The organism is Paenarthrobacter nitroguajacolicus (assembly GCF_029952445.1).
In the GTDB taxonomy this organism is placed as follows: Bacteria; Actinomycetota; Actinomycetes; order Actinomycetales; family Micrococcaceae; genus Arthrobacter; species Arthrobacter nitroguajacolicus_B.
In genome coordinates this window covers 98,846-112,117 of sequence record NZ_JAQPPK010000004.1, presented here as the reverse complement: position 1 = coordinate 112,117, position 13,272 = coordinate 98,846, and the positions used below count along the sequence as shown (strand labels likewise).

At 61.2% G+C, this 13,272-nt stretch carries 12 protein-coding genes and 1 pseudogene; 5 read left to right on the top strand and 8 right to left on the bottom strand.

Annotated elements, in window-relative coordinates; translation table 11 throughout:
- Positions 1-31 precede the first annotated feature (31 nt).
- The 5 genes from PJL15_RS04110 to PJL15_RS04090 form a co-directional block, all read right to left on the bottom strand.
- Positions 32-166: a hypothetical protein gene (locus tag PJL15_RS04110; RefSeq protein WP_281449936.1), complete on the bottom strand. Its 135-nt coding sequence runs from the start codon at positions 164-166 to the stop codon at positions 32-34.
- Positions 159-812: a hypothetical protein gene (locus PJL15_RS04105; protein ID WP_281449935.1), complete on the bottom strand. Its 654-nt coding sequence runs from the start codon at positions 810-812 to the stop codon at positions 159-161. The genes PJL15_RS04110 and PJL15_RS04105 overlap by 8 nt, the downstream gene beginning before the upstream one ends.
- A 29-nt stretch (positions 813-841) precedes the next feature.
- On the bottom strand, positions 842-1,531 hold the full coding sequence (locus PJL15_RS04100; RefSeq protein WP_281449934.1) for a helix-turn-helix domain-containing protein: 690 nt from the start codon (positions 1,529-1,531) through the stop codon (positions 842-844).
- Positions 1,532-1,638: 107 nt separating this feature from the next.
- On the bottom strand, positions 1,639-2,709 hold the full coding sequence (locus PJL15_RS04095; protein ID WP_281449933.1) for a substrate-binding domain-containing protein: 1,071 nt from the start codon (positions 2,707-2,709) through the stop codon (positions 1,639-1,641).
- A gap of 59 nt (positions 2,710-2,768) precedes the next feature.
- Complete coding sequence (locus PJL15_RS04090) at positions 2,769-4,790, bottom strand: PQQ-binding-like beta-propeller repeat protein (RefSeq protein WP_281449932.1); 2,022 nt, start codon at positions 4,788-4,790, stop codon at positions 2,769-2,771.
- Between the two features lie 280 nt (positions 4,791-5,070).
- On the opposite strand from PJL15_RS04090, the gene PJL15_RS04085 reads away from it, so the two are divergent.
- The 5 genes and pseudogenes from PJL15_RS04085 to PJL15_RS04065 form a co-directional block, all read left to right on the top strand.
- Positions 5,071-6,384, top strand: coding sequence for an ABC transporter substrate-binding protein (locus PJL15_RS04085; protein ID WP_281449931.1), 1,314 nt, complete (start codon positions 5,071-5,073; stop codon positions 6,382-6,384).
- A gap of 55 nt (positions 6,385-6,439) precedes the next feature.
- Complete coding sequence (locus tag PJL15_RS04080; RefSeq protein ID WP_281449930.1) at positions 6,440-7,366, top strand: carbohydrate ABC transporter permease; 927 nt, start codon at positions 6,440-6,442, stop codon at positions 7,364-7,366.
- Positions 7,363-8,277: a carbohydrate ABC transporter permease gene (locus tag PJL15_RS04075; RefSeq protein ID WP_281449929.1), complete on the top strand. Its 915-nt coding sequence runs from the start codon at positions 7,363-7,365 to the stop codon at positions 8,275-8,277. The genes PJL15_RS04080 and PJL15_RS04075 overlap by 4 nt, the downstream gene beginning before the upstream one ends.
- Complete coding sequence (locus PJL15_RS04070) at positions 8,274-9,287, top strand: hydroxyacid dehydrogenase (protein ID WP_281449928.1); 1,014 nt, start codon at positions 8,274-8,276, stop codon at positions 9,285-9,287. The genes PJL15_RS04075 and PJL15_RS04070 overlap by 4 nt, the downstream gene beginning before the upstream one ends.
- A 206-nt stretch (positions 9,288-9,493) precedes the next feature.
- Positions 9,494-9,652 (top strand): annotated as a pseudogene (locus tag PJL15_RS04065) (SUMF1/EgtB/PvdO family nonheme iron enzyme); the annotation flags it as partial.
- Between the two features lie 25 nt (positions 9,653-9,677).
- Here the strand turns inward: PJL15_RS04065 and PJL15_RS04060 are convergent.
- From PJL15_RS04060 to PJL15_RS04050, 3 genes are all read right to left on the bottom strand, one after another.
- Complete coding sequence (locus PJL15_RS04060) at positions 9,678-10,415, bottom strand: VOC family protein (RefSeq protein WP_281449927.1); 738 nt, start codon at positions 10,413-10,415, stop codon at positions 9,678-9,680.
- An 11-nt stretch (positions 10,416-10,426) separates the two neighbouring features.
- Positions 10,427-10,753 carry a PDDEXK nuclease domain-containing protein gene (locus tag PJL15_RS04055; RefSeq protein ID WP_432443792.1) on the bottom strand — a complete coding sequence of 109 codons (327 nt, stop codon included), beginning with the start codon at positions 10,751-10,753 and terminating at the stop codon, positions 10,427-10,429.
- A gap of 71 nt (positions 10,754-10,824) precedes the next feature.
- On the bottom strand, positions 10,825-13,260 hold the full coding sequence (locus PJL15_RS04050) for an AAA family ATPase (protein WP_281449925.1): 2,436 nt from the start codon (positions 13,258-13,260) through the stop codon (positions 10,825-10,827).
- Between the last annotated feature and the right edge of the window lie 12 nt (positions 13,261-13,272).

The window sequence follows — 13,272 nt, the reverse complement described above, 5'->3', positions numbered from 1 at the left end:
CGATGGCACAGTTATCGCGCGGCTCCTCCTGCTACCCCTCTTTGAGCCTGTTCACCGGCAGGAGCTGCTGCGGGTTGCTGGCCAGGATGCGTAGTGCATCCATCGCAGTTGCCCGATCAGCTTCATCAAGGAGTTGCCAGGAACGGTGGCCCGGATTCTCAAGCACCCTCTGAATTGTCAGTATGCGGCCGGTCGCTGCCGCCCATCTCTTTGGCGGTGGCAAGTGGCGTCTTGATGGTGGCGCACAGGACCACGGCGTCGTCGAGGTGCCGGTCCCGGTCGCGGGAGTCCTCCCGGTAGGCCGCACCCTTCAAGACCAAGGCACCAAGCGCGTTGGGGATGCTGATGAGGACAGGCTTGCCGTCGCCGCCCACAAGTCGGCAGTTAACCGTCCGTTTGAGCGCCTGCGTGCCGCCGGAGACTTGGAAGGGCTTGCGGCCACCGATGCTGGGAACCTTTGACTCCGGCAGATGGTCGGCGATCATGACGTCGATCTGCTGCTTGCCGCGGACGAACCGGTGCGCGGGAGCGTCATGATCGATGGATTTCTGTAGGGTGTAGCCCAGCCCGGTGAGCACTGCAGATACGGACGACGTAGTGGCCGCGCCGGTCTCGATGTGCAGCACGATGTCTACATCGGCGGTTGGCCGGGTGACGGACAGGCCGGCGACGGCGGAGTGCAGCTGGACCATGAGGCCGCCCACGAGCGTCCACTGAGTGGAGGGGAGCGCCCTGGCCAGCTCGACACACTGCGGCCACGGCGCGGCCCCCGCCTCCCGGCAGTACGGAGACGTCCCAAATTTCCCGTTCATTGGCCGCGGCCATCGCGGCCAGGTTACGCTCAGGCATGAAGCAGCTTCTCAATGATGCGCTTGCCGGCGCTGCGTTCCCGGGTGGCCAATGACCCCATCAGGTCCACTGCGACGGCGGCGACAGGTGCTCGGCCTTCGGCGAACGGCTCTGCCAGTTCGACCTCATGGATGATGACATTACCGGTCGGGTCCCCGACAAGGCCCAATGAATCAGCCAGCTCCTGGGCGTCCCCGGTCATGACATAACCTTCGGCGATGCCGCTGCCGCCAGCCATGCCGAACGTTTCGGCAGTGGATTCGTCACGCATGGCGGCGGCCCCACTGGGGATCAGGTAATGGCTGAGGCGATCCAGAGCTTCCTGTGTAGCTCTGTACCGAAAAGTGCGATCCTTATGCCTGGCGAGGGTGCAGACAGCGGCTGCATCGAGATGCCGCAGTCTGCTTTTGAGCCGGGATTTCTCCGACGATGAGATCCACGCGGGGTTCTGCCCGGACAACAATGCGAGCGCCGCCCAAGCTGTCTTGACTGTCCACGCCCTGCCTCGACGGGTGCCGACCGAGGACAGCCGCTCAACGGAGGCCGTGTCAACGAGGATGGACCGGCCCACTCGCCCTGTGGCAATGAGCTGGCCCGATTCCACGAGCTGGCGCACGGATACCTGAGTTATTCCAAGACGTTCCGCGACTTCTGCCGTTGAGAGTCCTTTGATTCCTTCCATGCTCTAATGCTTTCTCGTGGCGGTATTTGTGTCAATACGCTAAAGCTTTCTCGAGAGAGCAATAGTGTCAGCATTGATTGGGTAGTTCTTCTCTCTAAGCCAAAGTCCTAGTCCTCTGCCGCAGACGATTCCCTGACAATCAATTTCGGGGCCAGGTTCACGCGGCGCAGGGCAGGCGTGAGTGAAGCCCCCTGCTTGCCGGCCAGGCGCTCCATGCACATAGTCACCGCGGCATGCCCCACGTCCCGCTTGGGTGGCGCGATCGCGGTAAGAGGCACAGCAGCGAGGTCCGCCACCTCGTCGTCGTAAGCCACGATTGCGAAGTCGTGCGGAACGTCCAGTCCTGCGTCCTCCGCAACATGGATCAGTGTGATGGCTTCCTCGTCCGGAAGCACCAGCGCCGCGGTGGTCCCAGTGCGACGGCAGTCATCGAGGAACTGCGTCATCTCGGCCTGGTTGTTGCTCAAGCCCGGGCCAAGGCGCTCGTACTCGAGGATGGGCGCGTCGCCTTCCAACCCCAGTTTCGACACCATCCGGGCATGGCTTTCGCGAAGCCACGGAGCAGTGGCACTCCTGGCTATGGCCAATCCGATCCTGCGATGACCTTGTGCCGCCAAATGTTCAATCGCCAGTTCGGCTCCGTAGCTGTGATCCGACATGACCGATTCGAAAGCCCGGCTGGACCGTTCAACCAGGACCACGGGGATCTTCAATCCGGCCAAAAGCTCGAATGTTGGCGCACCCGGTTCCAGCGGCCCCGCTGTGGCCAAGAGGATTCCGTCCACTGAGTTTGCCACCATGCGTTGGAGTTGGCGGTGCTCGTCCTCAACGGAGTAATTGCTGACGCCAAGGATGAGCCGGGCGTTCAGGGACCGGGCAGCAGCCTCGGCACCACGGATAACTTCGGGGAAGTAATAGCCGGTGGTGGGGACGATCAAGCCGAGCGTCGCCAGGGGTTGCCGGGACCGCCGGTATTCAGCGTCGCCGGGCCGCTCGGAGGTATTCCTGACGGCCCCGCCGTGGACCCGGCGCAGGAGGCCTTGGCCGGCCAGTTGCGTCAGGTCCCGGCGGATTGTCATGGTGGAAAGGCCGGTTTTCGCGGCGAAATCGTTCACGGTCAGTGTGCCGCGCAACTCCAGTTCACGCAGGATCTTCTCGTGGCGTTCCCCGCTGAGCATGCCGCCCCTTCCGGAATCCCAATGTTCAAACAAGCATAAGTGAGCGAATGATAACCGCGTTACTTCCGTGGGTGGTCGTCGATCCGCACCAGGTTCCGGCCGCGCATCGTGTACAGGTTACCGTCCTCGTCGTTGTTGATATGCGCCCCGCTGTACCAGCCGCCGTCGATATCCGCCACGACCGTAGCCACCGCGAAAGTCTTGGGATCGAAACGGAACACGTGCGTGTTGGAGGCGCCATAAACCACGCCACGGTTGGTCACCAGGGCAGCGAATCCGTAGCTGACGGAGCTGATGTCCGAGCGGTGAACCACGGCGCGCTTGGGCAGGTCCAGGACAAAGAGTCCGCCCTTGCGGGTCACGCCGTAAAGGTACCTGCCCTGCACTGCGAGGGCAGAAATACCTGCGCCCGCACCCGCGTCCAGCCGCCACAGTTCCTTTCCGGCAACCGGGTCGAACGCCACCACGGTCCCCAGGCCGTCGAGCCCGGGGTTGCCACCGCCCAAGTAGGCCACGCCGTCACGCGTAGCCACTGCCCGGAGCAACTGGACCTTGTCGATTGGGTTGACGAAGAAGCCCTTCTTGCAGTTTTGGGGATCGTAGGTCCACAGCGATCCGCCGCCCTCGGTGTCTGCCTGCGCTGCCACGAGCACCAGCTTGTTCGCGTCGTCCCAGCAGACGTCCAGCGGCCGGTTCTGTTCCTTGGGGAAGTCCGCCACCTGCGCGATCGGCTTACCACTGCGGGGATCGTAGCTCCAGATGCCTTGGCCGCTGTACTGGCCCGTGTACAGGGCGCCGTTTACCACCACGGCGTCCTTGGCTTCACCCGGGGCGGTCAGGTTGGTCACCTCACCAGTGCTTAGGGAGCGTCGGGAAATCACGCCGTTGCCGCCCACGTAAACGTAACCGGCGCCGGCCGCGATGCCCATGACCGCTTGCGGATCCGACGGCGCACCCGCCTCGCCGAGGTCGGTTGTTCTCGTGGCACCGGAGACGGCGTCGATCTCGGCAACAAAGCCGTAGCCCGAGGTCACCAGCAGTTTGCCGTCGCGGGCGTCGACACCCCAGATTTCACCTAAAGACGGTCCTTGATACGGCATCGCCGAGACCGTATTGGCGGTTGGGCTGTACGCCAGCACCCCGGTCTCGTTGGCGAAATAGACCTTATCGCCCATAGCGGCGAAGTTCTTGGCCGTCTTGCCCTCGGATGTAACCAGCGAGTAGGACGCCGGGGTGGCCACGCTGAGTGCCGCCACTTTGGAGTTCTGTACCGAACCTGCCGAGCTCACCAGGAGCTTGTCACCCACGATGCCGAGGTCCCGGATGCTGGGATCCACCAGCATCTCGGCCGGCGTGACGTTTTTAAACGACTTTGCAGCGTGGTCGTAGGCGAACAGACATGCCCGGCTCGCGCCGCTGCCACCGTTGAGCGTGCTGCCTGCGCCGAAGAAGATGGTGGCGTCCGTAGCCGCCACGGCCCGCGCCAGCGTCGCGCCGGAATCAGGAATTCCCAGGCTGACGATCTTCTCCGTCGCGGGGTCGTATTCCCAGAGCGCCGGCGCCGTGGGGCTGCCACCGCCCACCGCATAGACACGGCCATTAGGGGCAACGCTGATATCCCGAACGTCCCGGTCCCCGATATAACCCAGCGCCTTCGCGGCGGTACCGGGGGCGGACAGGTCCCAGCGGAACAGGTTTGGCTTGGTCCCGACATCCTTCTGCAGAACGCCCGCGTACAAGTATCGACCCGACGCATCGGCAGCAAGTGTCTGGATGGAATGCCCATTGCTGAGTTCGGTCTGGCCGGTGACCTTCCCGCTGGGTACGTGGAACGCGATGATGCGGACCGGATCAAGGTTGCGCGAACCGATGTACAGCGTGTCGCCCACCAACAGCCCGCTCATCAGCGAGAACTGTACGACGGCGGGACCCAGATCCAGGACATTCGTCCCGTTGGGCTTGGGGTCGGCTTGGGCGGTGGCCGACGCCGGTTGGCCGGCTGCGAGGCCGAGGACGGCGGCGAGCGACGCTGCCCCGCCGGCCTGCAGGACGAGCCGCCTGCTGATGTTGGTTGTCTCCATGGAGATCCCCGTTTCGTGGATGGTTTGGGTTGGGAACGTGTCCGAAAGTTCTAGCAGCCCCAAATAAACACCGTCCAGCAATTCTGTTCGTTCAAACAGAAGATTTCCGAGAGTGCTTCGCAACACCAAGGCGTTGATGCACCCTTTTGGCCGTGCATGCGTGTTTGAAAATGTTTGAAATGTTGAAGATGTTCGAAACAGCAGCTTTCATGGATTCACTGACATGTGGCCCAAACCACAGATCTCCCCCCTCGCATCGCAAGTTTCAAAGGAGAACACCATGAAGCGTCGCCAACTCTTCGCAGGAGTGGCCGGTCTTGCCGCCAGCACGCTCCTGCTCGCTGCCTGCGGCACGGGCCCCAACCCGGCGTCGGCTCCTACACCGACCGAGGACCCCAGCGGCTCCATTACCTTCTGGTCGTCGCTGGCCGGAATGGACAAGGTTGCCGCTGCCTTCAACGCCAGCCAGGACAAGATCAAGGTTACGTTCGAGACCATCCCGAACGGAGCCAACGGCGGATACGCCAAACTGTCCACGGCCATCACGGCAGGCAACGGTCCCGACGTCTCCACCATCGAGTACCCGCAGCTGCCCCAATTCGTCAGCAATGGACAGGTAGTTCCCTTGGATGGCCTGATCGACAAGCCCGCCTCGGTGGACAAACTCACGGACGAAACCAAGGCCCTGGTCCAGTTCGGCGATAACACGTTCGGCCTCCCGTATGACGCAGCCCCTATGGTCATGTGGTACCGCAAAGACATGCTGGCCAAGGCCGGCGTCGACGTCCCCAAGACCTGGGACGAGTTCGAAGAAGCCGGCAAGAAGCTTCAGGCCGCACAACCTGGAGCCTACCTCGCGAGCTTCAATCCGAACGAGGTAGCTGCGAGCGCCGGCCTTGCATGGCAGGCCGGCGCCAAGTGGTTCGGCACGGAGGGTGATAGCTGGAAGGTGGGCGTCAACGACGCCGCTACCCAAAAGGTCGCCACGTACTGGCAGAAGCTGATCGACGAAAAGATCGTCAAGGTCAGCCAGGCCTACAGCGATGAGTGGAGCCTGGACCTGGCCAACGGCACGGTTGTTGGCGTGGTCGGCGCGAACTGGAGCGCCACGGGCATTCAGAAGCGCACCGAAGCCAGCGGCCAGAAGGGCCAATGGATCGCTGCGGAGCTCCCCAATTGGGGTTCGGACGCCGGCGCCTTCTATGGCGGCTCCAGCTTCAACGTGACCAAGAGCAGCAAGAACCCTGCCGCTGCAGCGAAGTTCGTCGAGTTCCTCACCACCAATCCGGAAGCCATCAAGGCGCGCGGCAACACAGGTTCAGCCTTCCTTGCCTTCCCCGGACTGACCCCCGTGGCGCAGCAGGCCTACGACGCCAGTTACTTCGGCAACGACATCTATGGCGTGTTCAGCAAGGCCTACGGCACCATCACCCCCGGCTGGCAGTGGGGACCCAACTGGGACTCCACCAACACCGCGCTCAAGGACGCCTACGGGAAGTTGACCACTGGCGGCACCATCCGTGAAGCCGTGGATACGGCGCAGCACGCAACCGTCGCCGGGTTGAAGCAATCCGGCTTGTCCGTCACTGAGTAGCCACATCAGCTTGGGGGTCCCTGCACAGGGACCCCCAAGCAGCGAGGAGAATCCCATGGCCACATTGGCCCCCACTACGCGCCGCCGAGGCCGCGCACTGGCAGGAACCGGCGGGCCCACTGCCGCATTGTTCCTGGTTCCGTTCTTTGCAGTCTTCGCACTCGCCATGATCGCCCCGGTGATCTATTCGCTGGTGCTGAGCCTCCATGCCCAGCAGAAGTCCGGCCTCGGGTTCAGCGAACCCAAGACAGTTTTTGTTGGCCTGGAGAACTACCTGCAGGTGTTCCAGTCGGAGACCTTCATGGAAGGCATCGGCAGGCTCGCCCTGTACTGCCTGATCTATATCCCCTGCATGGTGGGCGGCGCCGTGGTGTTCTCTTTGCTTCTGGATGCGGGCGTTGCCCGGGCACGCAAGCTGTTCCAGCTTCTGGTGTTCCTCCCCCACGCTGTTCCCGGTGTCATCGCGGCACTCATCTGGGCGTACCTGTACACACCGGGCATCAGCCCTCTGGTCCAGGTGCTCCAGGGTGGTGGAATCCAACTCAACTTCCTTGATGCCCATCTGGTGCTGCCGTCCATCGTGAACATCGGCGTGTGGGAGTGGACGGGCTATAACGTGATCATCCTGTTCACCGCACTCCAGGCAGTGCCCCGGGAAATCCTGGAAGCCGCCCGTGTTGATGGCGCCGGCGAGATCCGCGCAGCCTTCAGCATCAAGTTCCCGCTGATCCTGCCTGCCTTGAGCGTCATCATGCTCTTCACCATCATCGGCACGCTGCAGTTGTTCACCGAGCCCTCCATCATCTCGAAGGCGACGGCTTCGGTAACCAGCACGTGGGTTCCAAACCTCTGGGCTTACGACGCCGCTTTCATCCGGCACAACCTCAACCAGGCCGCAGCAGCTTCCATCATCATCGCCGGCCTCGCCGCGATTCTTTCCCTGGCCGTCACCCGCATCAGCTCGAGGATGAACAAGTCATGACCACCACCCTCACCCGACACCGGGGCGCTACCACTCCGCCCCCGCCCCGCAGCAGCATGAAAAGCACGACGGCGGCCGGCAGCTTCGCCAGCAAGCTCACCGTCAACGGGCTCCTGATCCTGGGATCCGCCTACATGGTGGTGCCGGTACTGTGGCTGGTCTTCGCGTCCACCAAGAATGCGGCAGACCTCTACGGAACCAGCGCGTACGCCTTGGGTAAATTCTCCCTGTTCGACAACATCGCCGCAGTGGCCTCGCAGGACAACGGCGTGTTCTTCCGATGGCTTGGAAATTCCATCCTCTACGCAGGATGCGGGGCAGTGTTCGGTGGGCTCATCTCAGTCATGGCCGGCTACGCCTTCGACAAGTTCCAGTTTCGCGGCAAGAACTCCCTGTTCGGCTTCGTCCTGGTGGGCGTCCTCATTCCCAACACCGCCACCGTGCTCCCGATGTACCTGTTGGCCTCCGTCTTCGGGATCACCAACACCATCTGGGCCATCATCATCCCTGTACTGTGCAATCCCTTTGGTGTCTATCTCGCCCGCGTGTACTCGGAGTCCTACGTTCCGGGGGAGACCTTGGAAGCGGCGCGCATGGATGGAGCCGGTCCCATCCGATCCTTCTTCTCCTTGGGGCTTCCCATGATGATGCCCGGCTACGTCACCATCGCCCTTTTCCAGTTCGTCGGCGTCTGGAACAACTTCATGCTCCCGCTGGTGATGTTGCAGGACCAAAAGCTGCTCCCGGTCAGCGTCGGCATCTCCATCTGGCAGGGCTACTCGGTCCCGCAACCGGAATTCACCCCCATGGTCATCACCGGCTCGCTGCTTTCCGTCATCCCGCTGCTCGTCGCCTTCATCCTCCTGCAGCGTTTTTGGAAGTCCGGCCTTACCGCAGGGAGCGTCAAATGAACCACACCCCCTTGAACGTCGCGTTGGCCATGGGACCCGGCGTGGCACCCCGGATCTTCCCCCCGCACCGGCTCGCCCAACTGGTTCCCGAACTGCTCCTCCTCAATACCGAACCGATGGAGGAGTTCGCATCCCCGGAATCACAGGCCATCCTGGCCCGAACCGACATCCTCATCACAGGTTGGAACTGCGCAGCCATAGATGCAGACGTCCTCCAAAAGGCCCCCCGGCTTAGATACATCCTGCACGCCGGCGGTACGGTAAAGCATCACGTGACCGACGCCTGCTGGGAACGCGGGATCCAGGTCAGCACAGCAGCCGAGGTCAACGCCATCCCCGTGGCTGAGTACACAGTGGCCATGATCCTGTTGGCCAACAAGCGTGTCCTGCAGGTGGCACGGAAGCTGCATACGGATAGAACCACCGTTGAACCGGATCAGGTGTTCCCGGACATGGGCAACTACGGCAAGCGCGTGGGCATCATCGGCGCGTCGAAGATCGGTCGCCACGTCATCCGCCTGCTCGCTCCCTACGACCTCGACGTCGTTGTCTCCGACCCCTATCTGGACAACGCCGCGGCGGCCGCGCTCGGCGTCGAGCTTGTCAGCTTGGACGAGCTCGTGGCGAGTTCCGACGTCGTAAGCCTCCACGCGCCGTCGTTACCGTCCACGGAGAACCTCATTGATGCCGGGCTGGTGGCGGAACTGCGGCCAGGCGCTACCTTCATCAACACCTCACGTGGCGAACTCGTGGACCAGGACGCGCTGCTGGACCGCATCCAGCGCGGCGATCTCTACGCCGTCCTGGACGTGACCACGCCCTGGGTCCTTCCACCGGACTCCAAGTTCTACACCCATCCCAACGTGCTCCTCACGCCGCATATGGCTGGCTCGCTGGGAACAGAACTTGGACGGATGGCGGCGAGTACCATCGATGAAGCACTGAGGGTGGCCCGCGGGAAGCCGTTGCTCCACGCGCTACATCCGAACGACCTTGCGTTCACGGCGTGAGCCACGGGAGAAGCTGTTGCGCGCCGGCCCGGGAGGCCCAGGTTCCAGTGGCTATGGCACTCAACCTGTGACCCACCCCAGGAGCGCAAAAGCCGCATCACGAAGATGTCTTTCTTACAGGTGGCAGGTTCAGGATGGGAGACGCTTTCAGCGAGGGATATCCCAGCGATGGCGAGCTGCCCGTCCACGAAGTAGTGATCACACACAACCCGGCCGGCCCCATGATCGGGGCAGGGAGAGTCATGCGGGGAGGGTCGTACCTCTGCTACGACTCGTACTGCAACCGTTATCGGGTGGCTGCGCGGACATCGAACACGGCAGAGTCCTCAAGTGGAAATTGCGGTTACCGAACAGTTGCCCGCTAACGGGAACGCCGCTGCAGGTCCGTCCCTAGCCCGCCCTCAGTACGCAGAAGTCGTTTCCCTCCGGGTCCGTGAGACACTTCCACGGCACATCACCTTGGCCGACGTCGGCATCATGCGCCCCGAGGGCGTGGAGCCTGGCGACCTCAGCCGCTTGATCGTCGCCGGGGTATGGCATCAGGTCAAGATGGATGCGGCTTTGCAAGGCGTCCGGATCGGAGGTGCGAAGAAGCTCCAGATAGGGTCCGACTCCCGACGACGACCGCAGCCTGGCATGCTCATCATTCACTTCGTGGAGGGTCCAGTCGGTTGCCTCACACCAGAAATCGGCCATGACACGGGGATTCTCACAGTTGACCACGACCGTGGCAATGGGCCCGGTGTCCTGATAGATCGGACGGGGTTCCAACACGCAGAACAGGTTGCCCTCTGGATCAGCCATCACCACCCATGGCACGTCTCCTTGGCCAATGTCGGCAGGGGTGGCACCGAGTTCCGTCAGCCGTCCAACAAGCTCCTGCTGATGCTGGGCAGAAGTCGTGGCGAGGTCCAGGTGGACCCGGTACTTCACCGTCTCGGGGTCCGGAACCGTGACAACATCCACGCAGACAGCTGCGGGATCAGGCCATTTGAAATTGAGCGGCTCCACGTTGGTGACTCCGGGTCCTTCGCTGGAAACACCCCAGCCAAGCGCATCCGCCCAGAACTGCCCGAGAGCCGAGTCGTCCCGGGCCTTGATATTCACTTGAACCAGTCGCAGTGCCATGGTTCACAACTCTAAGCCTGGACCGGGCCGGAGGCCTGGAACTTATCGCTGTCGGCACGCTCTGCCCACTCGAGAGCGGCCACCAGATGCCCTTCGTTGGGAAGCACCCGCTTCTCGGCCATAGGGAGTCTGTCATAGGTGTAGCCAGCCACCGCCATCGGTGAGGCCGAGCGGCCAAGACTGTACCGAACGCTCCTGTCGTTCTTGGTACCGCAGATCAAGATGCCGATGGTTTCGTTGTGATGCTCCCGACGCAGTACGTCATCAACAAGGGCCACATAAAAGTTGAGCTTTCCTGCGTGCTCGGGCTGGAATTTACCCGTCTTGAGTTCGATCACCACATAGCCCCTTGACCGAACTAATTGTGGACGAAAGCGACCCGGGCAAGAAGCGCTGGTCCTTCCTTCATCTACTTTTTCTTGCGGCTGGGCGCCGGAGCCTCAACAGGAGTCGCCTGTATGACCGAGGATGCCGGGTCCGTGGTTGCGTCGTCTTGATACAAAATTCGCTCGCTGGAACTTAGCGCTTTAATCGCTTCCCGGAAGCTATCAAAGCGAGGGACGTTGTTAGTGCTGAGGTCCCCGAGTTCGAAGTCGCGGGCGATACTTGATAGCTGCGGGCGGATCGCATCCCCGACTGGTGAGGCGTCGAGAGCGGATTCGAGTTCTCTCATCAACTTCTTGGCTTCGTGTTTCCTCATGCCTTGCGGATGGTTGCGTAGGAAGTTGTTCACTGCACGCTTCATACGATCATCGCTGCGGTTTCTGTCTTCTTCCGCCGACGCATCATCTAAGCGCTCAGCAAGGAAGCCTAGGAGAGCCGCAAATCGGCCTCGGAGTTCCTTGGCGCCTTGAACATTTGGGGAAACCGCCAGAAGCAAGATCACTTCTCGCGCTAGCCCAGCCTTCTCTATGTGTTCTTCTGGGAAGGCACTTGTGTACGCCTTTTCTACGGCGTCCCAGAGGCGGCCGCCGGTCTCCAAGAGATTCTTGCGTATTTCTTCAGCCGTGAAGGACTCCGTGTCCTGGTCTTGAAGATCCTCGAAACGAGCCAGGTAATTCAGCGCAGCCCGGTGTGCGATATCAATCGGAAGAAGGTCTTCGATCTCCAGAACACCAACCCCGTCGTCGACCTTCAAGCCCGACTGCGCAGCCCACGTATCAAGGCGAATTATGTATTCATCACGAAGCACGCGCTTACGTCGCGCTTCCCCCCGTCGAAGTACGTTCTCGGCTATCAGACCTGATTTGTCACCGTCCAGCAGCGCAACACAAGGGGGTTTGATCACATCCCTCCCCCTCGCCAAATAGGCCATGTACGGAATACTGTCTGCGCCCCCACAGGCTACGACCGTGACCTCATTCAGATCCAGAACTCCGGATGTACTCTGTTCTCTCTTCGCAATGTCAGCTGAAATGCCGGCCAACAGGATTTGATCCCCAGGTCCTTCAACGAAGAGATTCTTGCCGCCGATGAAGGTGGTTTCTGCAAGATTGGTGCCGATTGAAGAACGCAAAGGCTCGTATCGGTTGTTGGCGGCGTCGCGGACCACACGGGTTCCCTCGTCTTCGGAGCCTTTGTCCAACACTCTGATCCTGTGGGGCGCATTCTTGTCGATCAAGAACGGTGAATGCGTCACGTAGACAACTTGACTTTGCTGTCCATCGTCCTCGGGCAGAGCATAATCGTGCAGCACCCGCAGCAGGTCTTGCTGGCCGACGCTTGATAGGAAAGCATCCGGCTCGTCCAACAGGAGTATGTCGGGTTTGCCGTTCGTCAGTCGGTGGGCCGTTAGCTGTACAAAATAGCTCAAGAAGAAACGAAGTCCTTGGCTTCTTTCCCCGAATGAATACTTCGATCCGGTCCGATCCAAAATCGTGAACGCCAGCTCGTGTTCCCGCGCCTCAACCAGGAGCTCGAAGTCGCGGTCCTGTGACCACCAGCGCTGGACGTTTAGGTTCTCCTTGATAGCCGAGTTCATTGCCCCAATGATTGCCTCAACCTGGCCCTCGCGCCCGGACCTAATCGCCTCTTGCAACTCCGTGAAGGCTCGTCGATCTATACCGGCGGCGTCGATGAGTAGCTGGCGTGCCAACTCGAATTCCGCCTTGCGTTTCACTTCGGCTTCAACACTGGCGGGATCGGTACCTTCAGTAAGCGCCGGCAGAACCGCTGCTCCGGCTGCCTCCGCGGTCAGGGGAACGAGGCTTCCTAGCTGTTCTAGTATGTCGGTACGGGTTTTCCTGAGGTGTAGCTGACGGTGAGGCTGTCCGGCGAGCTCGGCAATGGAGACACTGTTCGGAATGGCCAGGTCAGTTCTCAGCTCGTGATACGACGGGAGGGCCGCTTCCAAGCGCTCAAGTTCGTCTGCACCTAGTGGGGTCTTCTCACCATTGACGAGTAGGAAGGGATCCCCTGCTCCCGGACGGTAGAAGCTGAACTCTGTCGCTCCCTCGAGGGCGTTGATCCCGGCTCGATTTTCCGCCGGATCGAGTTCAAAGGTGCAACCAAACTCAGGCAACCTAAGCTCATTGGTCTTCACTGAATACAACTCGCTGTAACGACAAAAGTCTGAGCGATCGATTGGGTTACCTGTTAGAGCAGCTTTGATTGCAGTCAGTAACTGACTCTTGCCAGACTCGTTGGCTCCAACAATCGCCGTGATTTCCGGATCCAAAGGTATGCGGACAAAGGGATACCACGCCGGATCAACGTCCTCCCAAGGTGCTGGCTGATTCTTGATCCGAGACTTCAGCTCGTAGTCGTAGTTGAACGAGCGAAAGAACCGGACATCCAGTCTCCTAAACTTCATGATCTCCCCAAGCACCGCGTATTTTCGAGTCAACGCTTTGATGCG